A 22,218-nucleotide genomic window follows, 5' to 3' on the forward strand; every position below is an offset into this window, starting at 1 on the left:
CCATACACCTCGGTGACCACCCGGGATCACACCGTCGACGGCGCTGAAATTACACCACGTGCTCGGACACTACCCGGGCAGGTCCCCCGTTCAGCGCCCTGGCAATCCTGACGGGGTGCCAGGATTGCGGCACGACGACATCGGCCCGCATGTGACGCGCCACGTCGGCCGCGGCCTCCCAGGGGAACCAGGCACGATAGACAGGATATCCCAGACTGGTGTCGATGACGTAGTTGCGGCGGCCCAGTTTCAGCCTCACACGGCTTTTCCTGCCCACCCATCCCTCGCCCGTCAGGCCGGACAGCACCCCGACCTTGTGGCCGCGCCTGGCGAACTCGGTTGCCAGATCGTGCATGCTCGACTGTGCCCCGCCGATCATCTGCGGAATATAGGGATGGGCACTGGCGAGAAGGATGTTCATGCGGGCGTCTCTGGCAGGGATGTGTCACGCAAGGCTTAGGCGGTTCAGGGGCAGATCAACAGACATATGACCTGGAAGTTGCGCGAACGCCCCCGTGACGATTGGCGGACGGCAGATACGCCGAGCCTATCTCTCGATCAGCAGATGGCCGATCCGGGTCGCCGGAGCATGTGACCGGCGCGCGGCCAGCTTGTCCCGCAGGATGCCGCGGGCAATCGGGAGCAGCGTGGTGGGACGGCGGAACGTGTCCAGCACCGCCCCGATCCGGCCGCGCCGGCCGCGCCGATCCAGGAAATCGCGCAGCAGAAAGCGGTTCTGCAGGTCGCGGCGATGCGCGACCAGGGCGGTGCGCGCCGCCCCGCTCAGCCCCGCGGCGGCCAGATGCGCAGTGGCGGCGCGGGTCAGGGCGGCCAGATCCTCGGTCCGGTGGCTGGCGCTCAGGGAATTGTCGCGCCAGCGGGCGGCATAGCCCACCTGCGGACTGACCCGGAACCGCGCGCCCTGCTGTAACAGGCGGACATACAGGTCGTAATCCTCGCCTAGCCGCAGGCCGGGGTCATAGCGCAGGTCGAGGCGCTGCAGCATGTCGCGCCGGATCACCGGCTTGAGAAAACCCCATTCGTCGCGCGGGCCCGTGCGCGCCGAGCGGTTGGCGCGCACGAAATCGACCAGGTCGAGGTCGATCACGTCGGCGTGTGACACCGCGGGGACTGGCGGCAGATGATCGGGATCGGCGCTTTCGGGCACGAACAGGATGTTGTCCGCCACCATGTCCCAGTCCGGCACCGCCAGCAGCCGCGCAAAGCGGCCGGCCATGACGAAATCGTCGGCATCGAGGATCGCGACGAACCGCCCGGTTGCCTCGTCCAGTGCGCGGTTGCGGGCCGCGGCCGGGCCGCCGTTCTGCGGGCAGCGGATGAGCTTCAGCCGCGGATCGTCGGGGGCGGAGGCGCGGGCCGCAGCAAGGGTCGCGTCCTGCGATGCATCGTCCACGACGATCACCTCGGCCACCTCGGGTTCGGCAAGCGCAGTGCGCACCGCATCGCCGATCGTGGCCGCGGCATTGTAGGCCGTGACCAGGACGGACACGCTCGCAGGGCGCGGGGCGACAGCCGCAGGAGCGATCGGCGTGACCATCGCAGAGCGGTCGGCGGGGATGGGATGATCTGGAATGGGTGTGATCCGTGATGGCCGGGCGGCCACACTCTAGGCGTCTGATCCGGCTGGCTCAACCTGACGGTTGGCACAATCGCCCGGGTCGCCAGCAGCACGGCCAGCAGGATCTTGCGCTTCATTGGGGGGCCTCTTCATCCTCGCTTCACGGGCAAGGATGACCGCATAGTCGGGCCGGCTGTAATGGGTAGGCCAGATCACATGCGATCAAACCCCTGCCCCGCTTACCGCCCAACTGAAGGGTTGGGCGGGACGTGTGGATCCGCAAAGCCGCTGTCCATGTCGTCGAGCCAGTCTTCCGGATCGCCCTGCACGATGCTCAGATTGCCGCCGGATTCCAGCACGGCAAAGCGGACCCGGGACAGATCGGTCACTCCTGCCTGACGCAGATGCTGGGCAATGATCGCCTCGGACACCCGGCTCTGCCGGATTGCCTGGCGCTGCAGCCTGCCGCGGGCCACCAGCACCACGGGTGCATTGTCGAAAGCCCGGCTGGCCGGCCGCCAGCGCGCCGACGCCCCGGAGACGATCGCCTGCAGCAGCACCAGAACTAGCAGCCCAAGCCCCCCTTCGACGACATTGGGACCCATGATCGCACTGGCCACCAGCGAGCCCGCGGCAATGTTGGTCAGGAAATCATACGAGGTGAACGAGGCGAAGGTGCGGGACCCGAACAGGCGGGCCAGCACCACGATATAGCAGTAGAGCATCACCGTGCTCAGCCCGACACGCAGCACGAACCGCGCGCTCCACCCGTCCTCGGGGGTCAGGACCCCGATCACCAGATCGGACAGGAGGTCCAGGATCGACAGGGCCGACGAACTGTCCAGGATGCTTCTCCGCTTTGCGGCTGGTCGCGGTGCCGACAAGAGGCCGGATTGTGGCACGCGGGATAGATCGGGCCAACCGGGGAAAGGCCCCCCTGCCCTGCCCGCCACCGCTGGTCGCCGGACCGGGTCGGAGAGCCGGACCCAGACCCCTTTTCAAACAGCGCGCAGCGATGGACGTCGGCTCAGGTCAGCCCTGAGCCCGGCCCGCCTGCCGGGCCAGCGTGCGGTAGACAGTCGGTCGAGAGATGGAGAAAAGCTCGGCCAGGTCGCTTATCGTGTAGTCGCCGGTGGCATGCATCCGGCGCAGTTCCGTCTGCTGGCGATCCGACAGCTTGGGTTGCTTGCCCCGCAACCTGCCCCGGGCCCGGGCGACCGCCATGCCCTCCCGGGTGCGCATCCGGATCAGGTCGGCCTCGAATTCGGCAAAGGTGGCCAGGATGTTGAAGAACAGCCTGCCCATCGGATCGTCGGGGTCATGCACCGTGGTGCCGATCTGCAGACGGACGCCGCGTTCGGCCAGGCTGTCGCCAATGGCGCGGGCATCGGGCACCGATCGTGCCAGCCGATCAAGCTTGGGCACGACCAGCGTATCGCCGCGGCGTACCGCGGCCAGTGCCTGGTCCAGACCCGGGCGCGCCCGGCTGGTGCCGGTCAGACCATGATCAGTGTAGATACGATCGGCAACCACCCCCAGCCCGCGCAGAAGCGCCTGCTGCGCGGCAAGGTCCTGGCGGTCGGTCGAGCACCGGGCATAGCCGATGAGAAGCGAAGGCATCGTCCGGGTGTAACGCAAGGGGGACCGGCAATGCAAAACCTTGCGGACCACTCAAACGAGACGGGCCGACCCCGCAGGGGACGACCCACGCCTTGGGGCGCGAGACTGTCCGGGTGGCGATCCCCTATTGGACGAATAGCCCCTGCCCCGCCCGACCCGTCGGATCTGTCGTTAAGTTCCCATGTTGCTCCGAAACCAGATTTACCTGATAACCGGATTTGTTTTTATATCTGATTATTATACCTACCAAAGGTCCGCTCATGCCAACCATCGTCATCGCATCGCCCAAAGGGGGCGCCGGAAAGTCCACGACGGCCATCGTGCTGGCCACCGAGCTTGCGCATGCGGGAGCCCGGGTCACTCTTCTCGACTGCGACCCGAACCGGTCGCTGTCACTGTGGGCCGGCCGCGCCGCGGTCCCGCACCGCATCGAGGTCCTGTCCGATATCGGTGAGGCCGAGATCGTCCGTACCATCAAGCGCCATGACCAGGACGGGCAGATCGTCATCGTGGATCTGGAGGGCGTGGCATCGCGCCTGGTGAGTCGCGCGATCTCGCAGGCCGATCTGGTGATCACGCCGATGCGGGCCACCACGCTGGATGCGACCGTCGGGGTACGGGCGCTGCAGCTGATCCAGGAAGAGGAAGAGGCGCTGGACCGGCGGATTCCGCATGCGGTCGTTTTCACCATGACCAAGGCGATCCGCTCCAAGCAGCACAGCGGCATCGAAGCATCGTTGCGTGACCAGGGCGTCGCTCTCCTGGAACCGCCGCTGATGGAGCGTGCGGCGTTCTCGGCGCTGTTCGAGTTCGGGGGCGATCTGCGCAACATGCCCCCCCAAGGCAACATGGACGCCGCGATCCGCAATGCCGAGGACTTCGCCCGTGCCGTCTATGCCCGGATGACGGAGGACGCGTGATGACCAGCAAACCCTTCAGCGTCGATCTGGGCCGGTTGAGGTCGCGCGAAAAGGACCACAGCGCCGCCGCCGTGGAACGGGCCGAACGGGCCGGCGAGGAACTGGGATTCGTCGATCGCGCCCCGGGCCGTCGCCGCGGTCGCAAGCCCAGCCCCCGGACCGGCCAGGTCCATGCCAAGGTGTTGCCCCATGTTGCAACCGAGATCGCTGGCGAGGCCCGACGCCGCGGCGTGCAGCAGGGCGTGATCCTGGAAGAAGCTTGGGCGCTCTACAAGGCCGCGGAGGAGGCCGAAAAGTAACCGGATTAGATACATAATCTGGTGTTTATATTTACCGGATTTATTTGATAATCAGGTGTTAGAAGAATAGATGGCATGCGCCTCTTCCCTGGCTTGTCGGGCACATTCCAGGCTGCTAGGCCAGAACAAGGACCGGAACCGGTTGGACCTGAGAGGGTCGGCGCGTCTCGATCACGCGTTTTTTTACGTCTGTTTGTACAGACATTGGCAGTCAGCGGTTTTCTGAACCGTCCGACTTCGTTATGCCACGCAGCAAGTTGTTGCTGATCGTTAAGATTCTTGTCGTATGAAGTTGGCTTGGCCCGCTGAAACGGTGTTCCCAGCCGGAGAAATGTCCTTGCGTGTGACCTATCTCGCCCATGACCTCGACGATCCGTCGGTCTGGCGTCGCGTGGACATGCTGCGCCGCGGAGGCGCGCGGGTCACCGTTGCCGGTTTCCGCCGCGGAACGGGGGACCTGCCTGAGCCGGCGACGGTTCTCGGACACACGGCCAATGGCCGGATGATCCAGCGGGTGCGCGCAATCCTGGCCGCGCTTCCGCGCATCGCGCGCCAGATTCCGCAGCCCGACACATCGGGGCAGGGGGCGGAACCGGGCAGGGCAGGGACCCCCGAGGTGGTGCTGGCGCGCAACCTGGAAATGCTGGCGCTTGGTGCGGCACTGCTGCGCCGGCGGCGGCGCGCGGGACAGGGCGGGCGGAAGCCGAAAGGCCGGCTGGTCTACGAGCTGCTGGACATCCACGGAATGATGCTGGGGCAGGGGACGATCGCGAGAACCCTGCGCCGGATCGAGGCCGCCCTGCTGCGCGCCACGGATCTGGTGGTACTGTCCTCACCCGCCTTTGAACGCCGCTACCTGCGCGACCACGGCCAGCCTCACGTGCCGACCCTGCTGGTCGAGAACAAGCCCTTTGCCCCTCCGGCATCGACTGTCGGGACCGACAGCATCAGGGTCAGGGCGGCGCCCGGCGGGTTGGAGACCGGCGGCCCGCTGATCATCGGCTGGTTCGGCATGCTGCGCTGCCGTTGGTCCCTGCAGGTGCTGGACGCACTGACGCGAGCGCAGCCCGGGCGGTTCCGGGTGGTGCTGCGCGGGCGGCCGGCCTTGGACGTGATGCCCGATTTTCACCAGGTGATCGGCGCCAACCCCGACCTGAACTTTCTTGGTCCCTACAGCTGGCCCGACGATCTGCCCGGCATCTACGCCGGGGTCGACGTGGCCTGGCTGATCGACCGCTACCAGGCAGGCCAGAACTCGGACTGGCTGCTGCCGAACCGGCTCTACGAAGGCTGCCTGAACGGAGCCGTGCCGGTCGCCCTGCAGGACACCGAAGTGGCACGCCGGGCGCAGTCCTGGAACTGCGGCGTGACCGTGGACGCGCCCGATCTGCATGCAGTCAGCACGGCCTTGTCGGCGCTGGATGCAGCGACCCTGGCTGCGCGCCGCGCGGCCACCACCGCCATCCCGCGTGACCGCCTGGAAATGGACGATGCGGAATGCCGCCGCCTGACCGCGGCAATCTGCGGCCAACCGGCCATCCCTGTCCCGGCACCAAGTGCAGCACCTGTGCGGAACGAACCGGTGCCGGCCGCCACGGTCGCGGGGTGAACGCCGCCATGCCCCCCGCGATGTCCACTCCCGAGGTTAACGCCGTGTCCGATCCCCGCTCGGCCCATGGTCTGGATGCAGCGCATCCCACGGCTCGGGTGCTGATCGTCGTTCCGACCCTGAACGAGGAACGCCATGTCGGCGAGGTTCTTGACGGGATCGCCGGCTTCGCCGAGCGGGCGCCGGGGCTGATCGTGGTGGCGGATGGCGGATCGCAGGATGCCACCCGCGCCATCGTGCACCGCAAGGCGATGGCGAATCCGCGCATCCGGTTGCTGGACAATCCCCGCCGACTGCAGGCGGCGGCGGTCAATCTGGCGGTCGAGCAGTTCGGCGACAGGATGGAGTGGATCCTGCGGCTGGATGCCCATAGCGCCTATCCCGATGATTTCGCGGACATCCTGCTGGTCGAGGCCGACCGGACCGGCGCCGACAGCGTGGTCGTCTCGATGCAGGCCGAAGGCATCGGGCCGATGCAACGCATCATTGCCGACGCGCAGAACTCGCGCATCGGCAATGGCGGGTCTGCCCACCGCCTTGCCGGGGATGGCGCCTGGGTCGAGCACGGCCATCACGCACTGATCCGCACCAGTGCGTTTCGCAACGTGGGCGGCTATGACGAAAGCTTCAGCCACAACGAGGATGCCGAGTTGGATCGCCGCATGATCGCGGCCGGTCACCGGATCTGGCTGACCGGACTGACCCGGCTGACCTATTTCCCGCGTCGCGGGATCCGCCCGCTGATGCGGCAATACTACAATTTCGGCCGCGGCCGGGCCCGCAATCTGATCAAGCATGACGCCCGCCCCGGACTTCGCCAGGCGGTCGTGGCCCTGCTGGCGCCGGCACTGGCGCTGGCGCTGCTGACCCCGCTGCACCCCCTTCTTGCCCTGCCGCTGATCCTCTGGCTGCTGGCCTGCCTCGCGGGTGGGGGGGCGATCGCGCTGCAGACGCGCCGGCCTGCAGGACTGGTCTCCGGCTTCGTGGCCGGCCTGATGCATCTGGCATGGTCGGTCGGGTTCTGGCGCCAATGGCTGGCCCCGCGCCCGGGCGCAACCACAAGGGGAGCGACGGCATGACGGCGCCAACTCCCCACGACACACCGCTGGATCACGGTACACCGCCGGATGCGGTGCTGATCGGCATCTGTACCTTCCGCCGGCCGGAGTTGGCCGTTACGCTGGATTCGCTGGCGCGACTGGACCCCTGCGGGCTGCCGGTCACCATTGCCGTCGCCGACAACGATGCCGTGGCTTCGGCCCGCACGCGGGTTCAGGACATCGCTGCGGCGCATCCGATGCCGATCACCTATCTTCATGCACCCCAGGCCAGCATCTCGATCGCGCGTAATGCGCTGCTCGACCATGCCCGCAGCACCGGAACACGGTTGCTGGTCTACCTGGATGATGACGAGACCGTGGAACCTGGCTGGCTGGCTGCCCTGGTCCGGCGCTGGCGCGACGCTGCCAACCAAGAGACCGGCGCAGGCGCCGTGATCGGTCCGGTCCGGGCGGCCTACCTGCCCGGCGCACCCGGCTGGATGGCGCAGGCCCGGGTTCACGACACGCTGCCGGTCACCCGGGCCGATGGCACGATCATCTCGGCCTATACCTGCAACACCCTGATCGACCTGGCCGATCCCGCCACCCGGGATCTCCGTTTCGATCTGGCGCGCGGACGCTCGGGGGGCGAGGACACCGCCTTCTTCGCCGATTTCCTGGCCGCCGGTGGGCGCATCGCCTTTGCGCCTGACGCAATCGTGCACGAGACCGTTCCGGCCGACCGGGCCAGCATGGCCTGGCTGCTGCGGCGCCGCTATCGCATGGGTCAGACCCATGCCAGCCTGATCGCGCGGAACCGATCCCGTACGGGCCGGTTCAAGGCGGCGGGGCTGGCGGGTGCCAAGGCTGCGGCCTGTGGCGGTCTGGCGCTGTTGGGCGGGATCCGGCCAGCTTGGCGCAATCGCCAGATCATGCGGGCGGCATTGCATGTGGGCGCCGCGGCCTATCTGGCCGGCGCCCGGCAGGTTGAACTCTATGGGGCGGCGCCCGAACAGGCGGAACCCAACGGTCCCGTCGGACCGAAAGGAAGATGATGTCGCGCGAAATGAGATCCTATGCCTCGACCAGCGTCTACGGTGTGGGCCCCGGATCGCAGGTCCAGACCATCGATCTGCGTCGGCTGATGATCGCTGCGCGCCGACAGCGCATGACCATCCTGCTGCCCGCAGTGCTGATGGGCGCGCTTGGCCTGACCTATGCCCTGTCCAAACCCGCGACCTACGATGCCGCCGCCAACCTGCTGCTGGACGCCAGCATGAACCGTGCGGTGCGTCAGGCGGGCGGCATCGACACGGTCCAGGCGGCGGACATGATCGAGAATGCGCGGGTGGTGCTGTACTCGGAAAAGCTGGCGGTCGACGTGCTGGACCGCACGGGGCTGCATGAAAGCGAAACCTTCATGAACCCGCCGGAGTCGGGCTTTGCGACGATGATCGACGGCGCCATCGACACCGTGCTGCGCCCGTTCACCTGGGTGCGCGACCAGGTGATGACCCTTGTCGCCCCGGCAGAAACGATCGTACCGGCCGAACCGGCGGCCGAGGCAATCGCGTCGGACGAGGCCGCGCCCACGTCGCCCATCATCGTCGACCCCACGAAGCGGCTGGCGGCAATGCGGTTGCAGGGCGGGGTCGACATCTTCCGGGTGGGGCAGAGCACGGCCGTGGCGGTGAAGTTCACCTCTCACGATCCGGTCATTGCGGCCGAAGCCGCCAACGCCTATGCCGATGCCTATATCCAGGACATCCTGACCTCCAATGCCGATTCCGTCGGTCAGACCAACGCCTGGATGCGGACCCGCCTCGACGAATTGCAGACCCAGGCCCAGGCCGCCGCGGACGAGGCCGAGCGCTTTGCCACCGAAAACGGGCTTGTGGCGTCTTCCACGGGGTCGCTGCTGAGCGAACAGGCGGTGAATGAACTCAACGCCAGCCTGACCACCGCGATCAGCGAGGTGGCTCGTGCGCGGGCCGTTCTGGAAACCTATGACCGGGCCGTCGAGGGCGGGGTCGAGGGACTGACCGAAGGCAACGCGCTCGCAATCGGCGGTACCATGTCGGACACGCTGGTCGCGCGGCTGAATACCTATAACGACGTCCGTGCCCGGCTGCAGCGTCTTATCCAGATATCGGGTCCGAACCATCCCCAGGTCGCCGGGATGCGCCAGACCCTGGCTGCCACCGCCGAGCGGCTGTTCGTTGAACTGCAGGCCCACCGCGAAGAAGCGCGCAGCGAGTTGAGCGTCGCCGAGGCCCGGGTCGAGGCCCTGCAGAAGAGCGTCAACGAGGCGAGTCAGCGCAACAGCGCCCAGGCCGTCACACTGGTCCGGCTGCGGGCGCTGCAGGAAAAGGCCCAGACGCTGTCCACGCTGTACCAGGACACCCTGACCCGGTCGCAGGAGATCGAGCAGCAGCAATCCTTTCCGGTGTCCAACGTGCGGATCCTGTCCTATGCGCAGGTGCCGACCGCGCCCTCGGGGCCGGCGACGCTGCGCACGGCGCTGGCCGCAACGCTGCTGGGGCTGTTCTTCGGTCTGGGCCGCGCTGCCTTGCGCGAATCGCGCGAGCGGTTCCTGCGGACCTCGACCGACGTGACCGAGTATTCCAACCTGCGTTTTCTGGGCCATCTGCCAGTGCTGCCGCGGGTCCGCCGATCGCGGTTGCGCCGCGCCCCGCCGCCGACCACCCGGCTGGTCCGTCCCCCCGAACGTGGCTTGAAGCGGGGGCAGAAACGACAGATGGACCGAGCAGAGAAACGGGCTGCCGCCGGTCTCACGGGCGGCAGCTCCGGACAGGTTCCTCCGGGACAGGCGTCCGGGGAAAAGGCCCTGCCGGGACAGACGAAGACGCAGTCGGAGCAGGCTGCACCTACCAAACCCGTACTCAGCGCGCCATCGCCCAGGCAGACGCTGCCGGCCCTCCGCCTGCCGGAGATTCCGGTCATCTCGGTGCCGGTGCCGGTACTGCACTATCCCAACTCGGTCTATGCCGAGACGCTGCGCCATGTCCGCATGGCCGCGGACAAGCTGGAGACCGGCCTGCCGGTCACCGGCTTGACCTCGTTCCACCCCTATCCGGGCCGGTCGGAGGTCTCGCTGAACCTGGCCGGCCAGCTGGGGCTGGGGTTGCAATCGGTCCTGCTGATCGATGCCGACAGCCGCGGCCGTGCCCTCAGCCGGACGCTGGGTCTGGACCGCAAGCCCGGGCTGACCGATGCGGCGGCGGATCGGGGCGACTGGCAGGACATGCTGGTCGGCATCGCCAACACCAACATCACCGTGCTGCCCTGTGGAACCGAGGGGGGAGGCGCTTCGGACGATCTGCTGACGAACCAGATGTGGCGCGAACTGCTCGAGGATGCCTGCGACATGTTCAACTGCGTCGTCGTGGACGTTCCACCGCTTTACCCGGTGGTGCAGGGCCGGGCGATCCTGAACGAGATCCCGCGCTTTGCGATCGTCGGGGAATGGGGCCGGACCCCGCGCAGCATGGTCGAGACGGCCCTGATCGACCACCCGGAACTGGAACCCCGCTGTCTGGGGGTGGTCTACGACCGGGTCGACCTGCGCCGCCTGCGATCGTTCCTGGTGCCGGAGGCGATGGAAAACTATCTCAGCCGGTCGCGGGAATACCTCTCGTTGCGGGGTAGATAGGAACAGCTTGCAAGATTTAAAAATTTAACGATCCATTAATGCCTCCGGCCTACTTCCTGCATTAAGCTTAAGCGGGAATCGGGGAGAGGCGATGTTCGTTATACGCTATATGATGGTCGCCGTGGCGTTGCACGGGGCTGTTGTGGCTTGGGGGGTCGGGGCCCAGCATTCCTTCTGGCAGATCATCGGGATGGCGGCGGCGGCCACACTGGCGCTGCAGGTGGTGATTCTGGCTTATATCGCATGGGCAGTCGTCCGCACCCAAGGACCCCGGCGCCCGGACCCGCACCCTCACTTGGTCATCCTGCCCAGATAGCTGTCTACACCGGCCGGCTGTTCGCGGACGTTCGACCTCCACGATCCGGCCCGCCTCCATCACATAGACGCGTCCCTAGCTGCGGATCCCAGGGTAGGGGGTGCGTTGCCGAGTGGACACCCCTTACGGTAGACGCCGATCAAACGATCAGCTTCGGTGCGGTGCATCAGATGTCATCCAGATCGCGGTCGATTGCGGCACGGATGTCGTCGGCCCGCTCAAGCTCCTCGGCCAGCCGCAGCCGGCGGGGCGGGCATTGTGTCGCCACCTGGGCCGCGGCCCGGAAATGATCCACAGCAGCCTGACCCTTCAGCAGCGCGTCGCCGAACCGCACCGCATAGGAGAACCGCAGCACCGCCCCCAGGCAGTCGGATGCGGGTATCGATACCACGGAGGACGCCTGCCCGGCCCCGGCGCGTTCCAGCAGGTACAGCCGCCGGATCGGAACGGGGGCAGGGGCAAGCCGGTCGGGGGCCAGCATCGCCCGCACCTTGTCGATCCGGTCGTGGACATGGCCGCGCAGCACCGCGTCGCTCGGCAACAACCGGGTCGCCGCCCCCGAAAGCTTGACCTGGCCGAACCCGGGCAACATCCGGTCCCGTCCGTCGATCGCCACCAGATCGTCGGCCAGCAGTTGTGCGCCGTTCCGCAGAAGATCGGCCGCGGTGGTCGACTTGCCCACCCCCTTGTCGGCCAGAAACGCCATTCCCTGCCCACAATAGACCACGGCACTGGCGTGCAGGACGAACAGCCCGTGCCGGCGCAGCGCCTCGAACAGGACCGGACCTAGCAGCGGAAAGGCCAGCAGGTCGTCGGACACCCCGGGGGCCCGTGCGATGTCGATCCGCGTCCCGTCGGCCGTGACAGAGAACCCCCCGACCTGCGGCCACCAGAACCAGGTGCCGTGGGACGAAAATCGGCAGTCGGACCTATCGCCCTGCGCCTCGATCGGAACGACCTCGCCGGAGCCCTCCCCTGCCGCCAGTTCGGCGATGCGCAGATCAGTGGTGTCCGCGCCCCTGTCCGGCCACGGCGTCAGTTCCGGCAGAGGCACGTCCGACGCAATGGCGAGGCCATACGCAGTGTAGCGATGTGCGGGTGAACACGCGGGCACGGCAGGTCCGAAAGGGGTCGGGAAGAGCTACGCCTTTGCTTATCGCTTCCGGCGGGGTCCCCGCGGCATTCGTCGATGGAGATGGTATACTCAGGGCACCGAGCCCCTTGGCGCAGACATATTCCGACCTGTCGAAAAATACAGGCTGCAGGGATTTCTCTTAAATTTTATTCTTAATCAGTAAGTTATTGTGTTAACCATGGCCCGCACGGCCTGCTGACTTGTTCGTGTTTAAGGTCTGCGTTGAATAGGGAAAATTTTATCTAGATAGTGCCCAAGGTTTCTGCTGTGCGACGACCTCTCTCCCGGGGCATTTCGTGCAGCGGCGGACGATGTTCTGGTGTTTGGGTGTTGGAATGCAGATGTTTCGCGTTCACGAATTTATTTCCGATAATGACCTTTCGCCGATGGGTGCTGGCAAGACCCTTTCTGCAACCGGCGGAACTTCGCCGACCCTGCGAGTCGGCCCGGCATCCGAACCGGTGGGGGGCTGGGCCAAGCGAGCCCTGGACATTCTTCTGGTGATTCTCAGCCTGCCGCTGCTCGTGCCCCTGATGCTGGGTATCGCCCTGCTTCTCAAGCTGACCGACCCGGGGCCGCTGCTGTACGGCCATCGCCGGATCGGCTTTCAGGGGCGCGCGTTCCGCTGCTGGAAGTTTCGGACAATGGTGGTCAACGGTGACGAGGTGCTGGAACGTCACTTCCGCGACCATCCGGCGGACGAGGTGATCTGGAGGCAGCAGCGCAAGCTGGTCAACGATCCCCGCGTCACCCCGATCGGGGCCGTCCTGCGCAAGCTTAGCCTGGATGAACTGCCACAGCTGCTGAACGTGCTGTCGGGCGAGATGAGCCTGGTGGGTCCGCGTCCCGTGGTTACTGCCGAACTTGACCACTACGGCGCGTCCGGGCGGTACTACCTGTCCACCCGCCCCGGTCTGACGGGGTTGTGGCAGATCAGTGGTCGCAGTGATACCACCTATGCCGAACGCGTCCGTCTGGACCGGTTCTACGTCATCAACTGGAGCCTGCTGCGTGATCTGCGCATCGTCCTGTTGACCATTCCGGCCATTGCCCTGTCGCGCGGCGCGCACTGAACCGGCATACCGGTGTGTCTGCCCGTGCTGGGCGGACACGGATGGCGCAGCCACAGGTAAGAACTCTCCATCTGTTCACACCCAGTCCTATCGGGCGGGGGATGCTCCCGGATAGGGAGCAAGGGATTTACCTATAGGCCGCCGGTCTTTCGCGCACGTCATACAAGCCCCGATCAGCTATCCGGGATGGGCAGGGCCAGCCGGGGATCCCGGGGACGAGGCTCGGCGCGGGGACGCCGGGTCTCCACGGCCCCCGTCGCCCGTCGATAGCGATGCGCATAGAAGACCGCCGCCACGGTTATCCCTGAATCGATCGAGAACTGCGTGAAGAATGCGACCTCGATCAGCATCGACATGGTTTGCCGCACCATGAACAGCGCAAAGAAGATCGAAGCCGCTGAGGGGCTGCGGATCGCCCAGGAGAGGGTTGAAACCAGAGCGGTGAAGAAGATCACTGCCTGCATGGCTGCGCCGATCAGCCCGATCTCCACAGCGTTCGAAATCAGCGAGTTGTGAAAATTGAACCCACCCCGGCTCTTGATGCCGAACTGCATCCACATCTGCTCGGCAAGCGGGTTGCCTGGGACCCAGACCGCCTGAAACCCAGCCCCCAGCAGGGGTCGTTCGGCGATCTCGCGGAACGCTATCATCCACAGATCAGTCCGGCCGGTCAGCGTCATGTCCTTGCCGGTGGCATCCAGGAAGGCCTGCGACAGCTCATCCGACATCGAGGACAGGAGAACCCCTGCGGCCATCATCAACACAAGCCCGAGGGTGATTGCCACCAGCCGGACGATCGGCGCCAGTCTCTGCAGGACGACGATCAGCCCGAAGGCCAGGATCACGCCTATCACCCCCACCAACGCGCCGGCCGACTTGCCCATCACCAGCAGCACTGATCCGAGAACCAGGCCAAGCAGCGCCAGCAATCGCCAGTACCAGTTCAGGCGCCTGTCGATCGTGACCGCCAGCGCAACGATGATCAGGATCGCACTGGCCGCGGCCAGTGCATTCTTGCTGCCGAACAGGCCAAGAAATCCCCCTCCATCGGCACGGGTGCGGCCCGATGCAAGACTGCCCAGGCCGACCAAGAAATGGCTGAGCAGGATGATCTTGACGAAGGTCAGTGGGGCTACCCGGAAGCAGATAGCAATGAAGATCACCACTGTCAGAACCAGCTGGATTCCATGGCGCAGCGAGATCGCCGGATAGTCCGACCACAGGAACGAGAACAGGCACCACAGCGCCATCGCCATGATCAGCCATTCCTGCCGCAGCATCGCCAGCATCTCGCCGGGGCGGGTCAGGCCCAGGATCAGGCCCGCCGTCAGAAACAGCAGCGCCCCCTTGGACCCCAGCGTCGGCAGGAAGGTCAGGCCCATGATCGCCAGGAACGCGGCGACTGCCGCAGGCGTGTAGCTGATCTTCACGCCTCGGCTCTGCGGCAGCGAACGACGTTTTCCGCCCGGGGCTCCACGCGCCCCCCCGAGATAGGATCCCGCGTCGGGAGAGGCATACGGCACTGTCATCGGGCTTGGCATGTCACCTGTTCCCGGCCCGACATTTCGGCGGTCACGGCGATCTCCACCGGCAGACCATTCAGCCTTCGCACCCACGGAACCTGGTCTGGGGCGGAAGTCTTGGCGAGGTCCCAAGGGGTCTGCTGCGTTGCAGCAAGGGCAGCAATAATCCGCATGGCATGTTTCCTGAGGCGCAGACCCGGCAGATCCGCCGCGCGGTTGTCGTGTTCAATGCCCGGGGTTATGGAAGCCGGGCATCCGCCGGTCAACGGAAAGGCGTTCACATGTTGCGCACCGGACCAGGGACATTCCGATGACTTTGAAGGATCTACCTCCAAGCCTCGGGATTGCATCAGGTTCCGCACCACTGCTGTCCGTGGTGATGGCGAATTTCCGCGGCGCGGCGTATCTGGCCGACGCGATGAATGCGGTGCTGGCGCAGAGCGAGCGACGGCTGGAACTGATCGTGGTCGACGACGCATCCGATGACGACAGCGTGGCGATCGCGCGGCGGATCGGCGCAGACGATCGCCGGGTTCGGGTCATCGCGTCTGCGGTGAACCAGGGTCCCGCAGCCACCCGCAACCTGGCGCTGGATGCGGCGCGAGGAGACTGGATCGCCATCGTCGACAGCGACGACCTGATCCATCCGCAGCGTCTGGCCCGGCTGGTGGTTGCGGCCGAGGCCGCCGATGCCGCCATCGTCGCCGACGATCTGGTGCATTTTGGCGCCCTTGATGATGGGCAGGGCCGCACCCTGCTGCAGAGCCTGTCGCTTGTGGCGCCGATGGAGCTCAGGCTGGATCTGTATCTGCGGGGCAATTCCGGCGATCCGCGTCTGCCGGGGTTCGGCTACCTCAAGCCTCTGATCCGGCGCGATGTGCTTGGGGCGCGGCGCTATGATCCGGCCATGCGGATTGGCGAGGATTACGACCTGATCCTGAGACTGCTGATCGATGGGGCCCGGTTCCTGCTGCTGCCCGATCCCCTCTATGCCTATCGTCGCCATCCCGGATCGATCTCGCACCGGCTGTCCGTTGACACGGTCGAGGCGATGCTCGCCGCGCATGAGGCCCTGCCGCCGCTTTCCGACCCCGCTGCGCGACGGGCTGCGGCGGCGGTTGGCCGGCAGTTGCGGCGCACCTTGCGCTATGAGCGGCTGGTTGCGGACATCAAGGCGCGTCGCTGGGCTGGTGTTCTGCCCCGGCTGGCTGATCCCGCGATGCTGCGCCGTCTGGTCGACAGCATGGCAGATCGTCGCAGACGCCGAGTGATGGGGGGGCGAAACAGAGCTGCTGGTATCACGCTTCAGGTCCAGGGCGAGTTACCGCCGTCCATGCCAGCACCGGGCCAGCCATGGGATCGTCCTCCGGCTCCGATAGCGGCTCGCATTGCCGTGCGTGCGCCGACCCACATGGGAAGTGGACCTGGCGCCACCGAAGGTGCCCCTGACCGTATGCCTGCGGCGACCCCTGATTGGGTCTCGTGGCTGGCTGGGGCGGTTGCCCGCCAGGGCTGACTTTCTACTAGGCTAAACTACTTATCCACAGATATGCCCACAGGGCCTCTGTGTTAAATAGTGTTAGTATATGTGTTACGCGTATTTTTAGGACCATTTTAGTTTGTGATGTCAGAACCTTGTATAAACGCTGGGTAACTGAAAACACGAATCTCGGTAACTGAAATCCTCCTTTTGGTAACTGAAAACACGAATCTTGACACCGGTAACTGAAACCACGAATCTCTGTACATGGTAACTGAAAACACGAATCTTGGTGCCGGTGACTGAAAACACGAACTCCTTGCCGGTGCTTCTGCCCGATCGGCATCCGCAGCATGATCTGTTCATCTGTGACGTCGCCGATGCCGTGCTCAAGGACGTGATGCAGCACATGGAGCATCCGTTCTACTCCCTGTCGAAGAAGCCCGAGACGACCGTCAAGCGCTATCGCAACGGCGAGCACTGGCTGGAGGTCACCCCCAGCGTCAAGGGACTGGCCACGATCTATGACAAGGACATCCTGATCTACTGCATCAGCCAGATCATGGCCAAGCTGAAGCGGGGCGAGGATTTCTCGCCTCGGGTGCGGATCAACTCGCGGGAGCTGCTGATCTTCACCAACCGCGGCACCAGCGGGCGGGAATACCAGGCGCTGCTCGACGCGTTGGACCGCCTGGAAGGGACCCGCATCCGCACCAACATCGTCACCGGGGACGAGGAGCAGATCGACGGCTTCGGCCTGATCGACGCCTCGTCCATCCGCCGCAAGCAGGGCATGGACGGGCGGCTCATGTGGTGCGAGATCAAGTTGTCGGACTGGGTCTTCAATGCGATCCAGAACCAGGAGGTGCTGACCCTTCACCGCGACTACTTCCGGCTGCGCAAGCCCATCGAGCGCCGTGTCTACGAACTCGCGCGCAAGCATTGCGGCCAGCAGAAGAGCTGGCGTATCTCGCTGGAAAAGCTGCTGCTCAAGTCCGGTTCGCAGAGCCCCGAAAAGCGGTTCCGCCAGATGATCAAGCTGCTGGCCGAGCATGACCATCTGCCCGATTACCAGGTTACCTTCGACGCCGAGACCGACATCGTGATCTTTCTGAACCGGGGTACCATGGCCCCGGTACCCGCCGATGGCAGGATCCGCCCGCTGCGGGCCGGGACCTACGATCAGGCCCGCGAGGTCGCGCCGGGCTGGGACGTTCACGCGCTGGAACAGGAATGGCGCGACTGGATCGTTGAAGCGCCCCGCGATCCCGATGCGGCCTTTGTCGGGTTCTGTCGCAAGGTCTTCGAGAAGCGTGGCCAGCCTTGACCACTTTGCCGCGCAACCGGGTTGCCTTTGGCTCTATCCGGGCGCGGGGGTGCTCACGCCGTTCTGATTACCGGTCAGCGGGGAATCCGGATAGGGGGCTCCGCAATGGCCGGACAGACCCGCGCACCCGCCTATTCCGGCAGGACGGCCGGCTGTCTTTGCTGCGCCGCCGCACGATAGGCATGGCGTGTGCCTGCAACCTTGTCTGCAGGTCTGGCCACACGGATGACGGGCGGCCCGATTCAGGTCGTGAACGGGAGTCGGGATCATAGACGAGGACAGCAAACGGTTTGACCCTCCGGCCCAGTCGCTGGGGCGGTCAGTGGGCCGGGGCGCGGCGGTCACGGGCGCGGCGCAGGCCGTCAAGCTGGGCTGCCAGATCGCCTCGGTGATCGTGCTGTCGCGCCTTCTTCGGCCTGAGGATTTCGGCATCATCGCCATGGCCGCGCCGGTGCTTGGGTTTGCGGCGATGTTCCAGGACCTGGGGCTGACCCAGGCGACCGTCCAGAAGAAGACCGTCACCCACGCCGAGATCAACAGCCTGTTCTGGATCAACATTGCAGTCAGCCTGCTGCTGGCGACCGTCCTGATCGTGATCTCGCCCATGGTGGCAGAGTTCTATGGCGAGCCGCGGGTCGAGCCGCTGGTTGCCGCCCTGAGCCTGCAGCTTTTCATCCAGGGGGCTACCGCGCAGCACCAGGCCCTTCTCAACCGCAGGATGGCATTCGGCCGCCTTGCCATTCTGGACAGTCTTGCCGCCCTGCTGGGGCTGGGGGTGGCCATCATCTGGGCCTATGTGACAGGAAGCTATTGGGCGCTGTTCTTCGGCGGCCTGACCACCATCATCGTCGCGGCCGTCGGCACCTGGATCAGCTCGCACTGGCGGCCCGGTCTGCCGCGCTGGGTCAGCGGGACCAGAGACATGGTCGGCTTCGGCGCCGGCCTCACCGGCTTCAACTTTGCCAACTATTTTGCCCGCAACCTTGACAGCATCCTGATCGGCCGCCGCTGGGGCAACCAGGAGCTGGGGCTCTATGACCGGGCCTACAGGTTGCTGCTGTTCCCGCTGCAGCAGATCACCAATCCGCTCGCCAAGGTCATGGTTCCGGCTCTGTCGCGGATGAATGACGAGCCCGACCGCTATCGCCGAGCCTATCTGCGCGTGGTGCCATTGCTGCTGCTGGCCGCCTTGCCGGGCATCGCGGTCGCGATCGCCACCGCCGAGCTGCTGGTTCCGCTGGCCTTGGGCGAGCAATGGCGCGGCAGTGCGCGGATCTTTCAGGCGCTGGGGTTTGCGGGGCTGCTGCAGCTGCTCAACAATCCCTCCGGATGGCTGTTCATCAGCCAGGGGCGGTCCCTGGATTTCATGAACTGGGGCATCTTCGGGGCGCTGACCGCCGCGGCTGCCTTCGTGATCGGCCTGCCCTACGGGGCCTTTGGCGTGGCGCTGGCTTACGCGATCAGCGAGTATCTGCGCACGCCGCTGCTGTGGCTCTTTGTGGGCCGAAAGGGGCCTGTGCAGGCCAGGCACATCCTGCGCACGGCAATGCCATTCATGCTGGGCGCCCATATCGCCGTGGCCGTCCTGTGGCTCCTCAGACCGCATTTGCCGGCAGCACCGGTGCCGGCCCTGATCGCCGCCGCCATGCTCGCCTATCTGATCGTTGCGGGGGTCGCTGCCCTGTTCCCCGCCGGACGCGAGGCCCTCGCCGAAGCGCGTGCCCTGGTGCAAAAGCTGCTGCCTGCCCGGGTACGCAGCAGAAGGGCATGAGCATGGCCAAGCCTGCTGCGTCGCCACAAAACAAACCTGCTGAATCAGGGTGAAAGACAATGAACTATCGGTCCCTGGCAGATCTGAACGACACCATCATCACCAATCTGCACCGCCTGCCCCCTGATATCGACCTGGTGGTCGGGATTCCCCGGAGCGGGCTTCTGGCCGCCAACCTGCTGAGCCTGGTCACCAACATTCCGCTGACCGATCTCGATTCATTCCTGGAGGGGCGGATCCATACATCGGGGACGACGAAGCGCACCGCGCAGTTGGACCGGGGTCTGGCCGACATGCGCCGGATCCTTGTCCTGGACGACAGCATCTTCAGGGGCGACGCGATGCGCAAGGCGCGCGAACGGGTCGCCGCCGCGGGGCTGCAGGCCGAGATCCTCTTTGCCGCCGTCTACGGGGCCGAGGCCAGTCACCCCGAGGTCGACTTCGTGTTCGAGCAGGTCGCCCACCCCCGCATCTTCCAGTGGAACTTCATGCACCACATCCTGCTGGAACAGGCCTGCGTCGATATTGACGGGGTGCTGTGTCTGGACCCCACCGAACAGGAAAACGATGACGGCGAGGCCTATCGCCGCTTCCTGAGCGAGGCGGTTCCCCTGCACACGACCTCGCGCCGGATCGGCTGGCTGGTGACCAGTCGGCTCGAGAAATACCGCGACCTGACCGAAGCCTGGCTGAAGCGCCAGGGGATCGAGTATGGCGAGCTGGTCATGCTGGACCTGCCCAGCAAGGAGGAGCGCCAGCGCCTTGGCGCCCATGGCCGGTTCAAGGCCGAGTTCTATCGCAACTCGGACAGTACGCTGTTCATCGAAAGCGAGGAAGGCCAGGCCGAAACCATCGCCCGGCTGTCAGGCAAGCCGGTGTTGTGCGTCGAGACACACCAGATCCATCTGCCCGAGCCGTTGTCCCCTGCGGCATTGCGGCAGCAGATGCGCAGCCTGCCGACCCGGTTGAAGCAGCGCGGTCAGAGCGCCGGCGAGCGCTGGAAGGTCATGGCCCGCAATGTCCTGGGGGAATCGGGTTACCGGACCCTGAAAAGATTGGTTCGCCCCCAGTCCAGGACCTGATCTCGTTCAGCAGAAGGAACCCTGGTGCACCATGCAGCAGAACGACCCTGTGATCAGCATCATCATCCCCGTCTGGAACAGCGAGCGGCGGATCGTCATGGCGCTTGAGGCGATCGCGCGCCAGACCGTGCCGCGTGACCGCTTTGAAGTGATCGTGGTCGACAACGGATCGACCGACGGGACCGCCGCAGCCGCCCGCCGGTTCGATTTCGTCCAGGTTCTTTCAGAGCCGGTCCCCAGCTCGTACCGGGCGCGGAACCGGGGACTCGCCGCGGCGAGGGGGACATATGTCCTGTTCACCGATGGCGATTGCGTGCCGGACCCCGACTGGGTGGAACAGGCCCTTGCTGCCATCGACGAGATGCCGGATGCGGGCCTGTATGCGGGCCGGATGGTCGTGTTTCGCGAGGAAGGCGCCGGGCCGCTGGCGGCCCAGTACGAGGAACTCCATTCCTTCAACCAGAAGGGCAACGTCGAGCATGGCCTGTGCTTCACCGCGAACTGGCTGTGCCGACGCGACGACCTGCGGGCGATAGGCGGGTTCAACCCGGACCTTCTGTCCGCAGGGGACTCGGAATGTTCCCGGCGCATGATCGCGGCAGGGCACAAGCTGGTCTATGCGCCTAAGATGACTGTCCGCCATCCGACCCGGGCCTCGATCCGGGAACTGATCCGAAAGCGTCGCCGGGTGGTCGGGGGCCGCTGGCATGCCGATGGCATGGTCAAGGAAGGTGCCTACAAGGCATTCAGGCGGTTCACCCGCGAAGCCGTCAACCTGGCCAAGGCCACCCGTCGCTCGGACAGGAGCAACCTGGCAAAGGTCGGGGTCGTCGGCGTGATCGGCGCGCTGATGATCGTGTCGCATGTCGAACTGTTGCGTCTCAGAGCAGGCCGCCCCCCCTACCGCTCCTGAAACTGGCCCGTGATGTGGGCGAGGTGCGTAGGCTAGGCAGCGCGGCCGGCGCCAGCCGATCAGATTCCCTGCTGCCCCGCAAAGATCGCCAGCAGCCGGTCGATCTGCCGGTCCCGGTTCATCTCGGGCCGGTGGGAGTAGCTGCGGGCTGCGCGGGATTTTTCTTCATAGAACGCCTGATCGGTCCACAGTCGCCGCACGGCATCGGCCCAGACGTCGTGCGAGGCATCCGGCTCGATCAGAATGCCACCCGGGCCAACCGCCTCGGGCAGCCCGCCGCAGGCGGATGCCACGACCGGTATGCCGCTGAACTGCGCCTCGACAGCAATCCGCCCGAACGCCTCCTGCCACTTGCTGGGTGCCAGCACGATCCGGGCCCTGCCATAGACCGACTTCATGTCGCGCGTCGGGGGCCGCAAGGTAACATTCGGCAGGCGGGCCAGCCGCTGCATCAGCGGCGCTCTTTCTTCCGGGCTCAGCATCCAGGCCTCGACGAACGCGAAGGGGATGTCGGGACAGCGTTCGGCCACGGCCAGCGCGACCTCCAGTCCCTTGCGCGGGTGCGGATTGATGAAGGTCACGTTCTCACGTGAGGTCTCGGTCTCGTACATCTCGCGCCGGATCAGCGGATAGACGACCGTCGAACGGATCCCGAACAGGCTGTTGAAGCGATCGGCCGTGAACTGCGAGTTGGCGACATAGGTGACGTCCCGAAGATCCCCCGGATCTCCGCCGAGATCCTCGACCTCGACATTGCGCAGATAGATGACGATGCGGGCAGGGGTCACGTCCGTCAAGCTGGTGTAATTTCCCGGATGGCCTGAGGGCATGATCAGGCGGCTTTCGTTGTGATGCTGA

General features: G+C 65.7%; 19 protein-coding genes. 12 read left to right on the top strand and 7 right to left on the bottom strand.

Annotated features, from left to right (window positions below; genetic code table 11):
- Positions 1 to 49 precede the first annotated feature (49 nt).
- The 4 genes from Q0938_RS17530 to Q0938_RS17545 form a co-directional block, all read right to left on the bottom strand.
- On the bottom strand, positions 50 to 421 hold the full coding sequence (locus tag Q0938_RS17530; protein ID WP_299365125.1) for a glycosyltransferase: 372 nt from the start codon (positions 419 to 421) through the stop codon (positions 50 to 52).
- A gap of 126 nt (positions 422 to 547) precedes the next feature.
- Positions 548 to 1,558 carry a glycosyltransferase family 2 protein gene (locus tag Q0938_RS17535; protein WP_299365127.1) on the bottom strand — a complete coding sequence of 337 codons (1,011 nt, stop codon included), beginning with the start codon at positions 1,556 to 1,558 and terminating at the stop codon, positions 548 to 550.
- Positions 1,559 to 1,818: 260 nt separating this feature from the next.
- On the bottom strand, positions 1,819 to 2,463 hold the full coding sequence (locus tag Q0938_RS17540; RefSeq protein WP_299365129.1) for a DUF421 domain-containing protein: 645 nt from the start codon (positions 2,461 to 2,463) through the stop codon (positions 1,819 to 1,821).
- 148 nt (positions 2,464 to 2,611) lie between these two features.
- A complete protein-coding gene (locus Q0938_RS17545; RefSeq protein ID WP_299365131.1) occupies positions 2,612 to 3,199 on the bottom strand; it encodes a recombinase family protein in 588 nt (195 codons plus the stop codon).
- Between the two features lie 260 nt (positions 3,200 to 3,459).
- Between Q0938_RS17545 and Q0938_RS17550 the strand changes: the two genes are divergently transcribed.
- The 6 genes from Q0938_RS17550 (at position 3,460) to Q0938_RS17575 (ending at position 10,740) form a co-directional block, all read left to right on the top strand.
- Complete coding sequence (locus Q0938_RS17550) at positions 3,460 to 4,119, top strand: ParA family protein (protein WP_299365133.1); 660 nt, start codon at positions 3,460 to 3,462, stop codon at positions 4,117 to 4,119.
- A complete protein-coding gene (locus Q0938_RS17555; RefSeq protein WP_299365137.1) occupies positions 4,119 to 4,418 on the top strand; it encodes a chromosome partitioning protein ParB in 300 nt (99 codons plus the stop codon). Before Q0938_RS17550 ends, Q0938_RS17555 begins: the two co-directional genes overlap by 1 nt.
- Positions 4,419 to 4,761: 343 nt before the next feature.
- Entirely contained in the window at positions 4,762 to 6,027 is a 1,266-nt protein-coding gene (locus tag Q0938_RS17560; RefSeq protein WP_299365139.1) for a glycosyl transferase, read from the top strand.
- A 44-nt stretch (positions 6,028 to 6,071) separates the two neighbouring features.
- Entirely contained in the window at positions 6,072 to 7,106 is a 1,035-nt protein-coding gene (locus Q0938_RS17565; protein ID WP_299365141.1) for a glycosyltransferase family 2 protein, read from the top strand.
- Positions 7,103 to 8,122, top strand: a complete 1,020-nt coding sequence (locus Q0938_RS17570; RefSeq protein ID WP_299365143.1) for a glycosyltransferase family 2 protein — start codon at positions 7,103 to 7,105, stop codon at positions 8,120 to 8,122. The genes Q0938_RS17565 and Q0938_RS17570 overlap by 4 nt, the downstream gene beginning before the upstream one ends.
- Positions 8,122 to 10,740, top strand: coding sequence for a GNVR domain-containing protein (locus tag Q0938_RS17575; RefSeq protein WP_299365145.1), 2,619 nt, complete (start codon positions 8,122 to 8,124; stop codon positions 10,738 to 10,740). The genes Q0938_RS17570 and Q0938_RS17575 overlap by 1 nt, the downstream gene beginning before the upstream one ends.
- 482 nt (positions 10,741 to 11,222) lie before the next feature.
- Here the strand turns inward: Q0938_RS17575 and Q0938_RS17580 are convergent, their stop codons facing one another.
- Positions 11,223 to 12,170 (bottom strand): serine kinase, encoded by a 948-nt coding sequence (locus tag Q0938_RS17580; RefSeq protein WP_299365147.1) that lies wholly within the window; start codon positions 12,168 to 12,170, stop codon positions 11,223 to 11,225.
- Positions 12,171 to 12,487: 317 nt separating this feature from the next.
- Here Q0938_RS17580 and Q0938_RS17585 point away from each other — a divergent pair, with 317 nt between their 5' ends.
- The gene (locus tag Q0938_RS17585) at positions 12,488 to 13,264 is read left to right on the top strand and encodes a sugar transferase (protein ID WP_299365150.1); all 777 of its coding nucleotides are present in this window, start codon (positions 12,488 to 12,490) and stop codon (positions 13,262 to 13,264) included.
- A gap of 173 nt (positions 13,265 to 13,437) precedes the next feature.
- Here the strand turns inward: Q0938_RS17585 and Q0938_RS17590 are convergent, their stop codons facing one another.
- Positions 13,438 to 14,694 carry an O-antigen ligase family protein gene (locus Q0938_RS17590; protein WP_299365152.1) on the bottom strand — a complete coding sequence of 419 codons (1,257 nt, stop codon included), beginning with the start codon at positions 14,692 to 14,694 and terminating at the stop codon, positions 13,438 to 13,440.
- Positions 14,695 to 15,097: 403 nt separating this feature from the next.
- On the opposite strand from Q0938_RS17590, the gene Q0938_RS17595 reads away from it, so the two are divergent.
- From Q0938_RS17595 to Q0938_RS17615, 5 genes are all read left to right on the top strand, one after another.
- Positions 15,098 to 16,303: a glycosyltransferase family 2 protein gene (locus tag Q0938_RS17595; protein WP_299365154.1), complete on the top strand. Its 1,206-nt coding sequence runs from the start codon at positions 15,098 to 15,100 to the stop codon at positions 16,301 to 16,303.
- 289 nt (positions 16,304 to 16,592) lie between these two features.
- Positions 16,593 to 17,594 (top strand): replication initiator protein A, encoded by a 1,002-nt coding sequence (locus Q0938_RS17600; protein ID WP_366942780.1) that lies wholly within the window; start codon positions 16,593 to 16,595, stop codon positions 17,592 to 17,594.
- Between the two features lie 322 nt (positions 17,595 to 17,916).
- Complete coding sequence (locus Q0938_RS17605) at positions 17,917 to 19,365, top strand: lipopolysaccharide biosynthesis protein (protein WP_299365158.1); 1,449 nt, start codon at positions 17,917 to 17,919, stop codon at positions 19,363 to 19,365.
- Between the two features lie 59 nt (positions 19,366 to 19,424).
- The gene (locus Q0938_RS17610; protein ID WP_299365160.1) at positions 19,425 to 20,447 is read left to right on the top strand and encodes a phosphoribosyltransferase family protein; all 1,023 of its coding nucleotides are present in this window, start codon (positions 19,425 to 19,427) and stop codon (positions 20,445 to 20,447) included.
- Between the two features lie 31 nt (positions 20,448 to 20,478).
- Complete coding sequence (locus Q0938_RS17615; protein ID WP_299365162.1) at positions 20,479 to 21,360, top strand: glycosyltransferase; 882 nt, start codon at positions 20,479 to 20,481, stop codon at positions 21,358 to 21,360.
- A gap of 59 nt (positions 21,361 to 21,419) precedes the next feature.
- Here the strand turns inward: Q0938_RS17615 and Q0938_RS17620 are convergent.
- Positions 21,420 to 22,218: glycosyltransferase (locus Q0938_RS17620; protein WP_299365164.1), on the bottom strand; the 799-nt coding region annotated here is incomplete at its 5' end.

Origin of the sequence: uncultured Paracoccus sp. (assembly GCF_947496875.1) — a bacterium.
Taxonomy (GTDB): domain Bacteria; phylum Pseudomonadota; class Alphaproteobacteria; order Rhodobacterales; family Rhodobacteraceae; genus Paracoccus.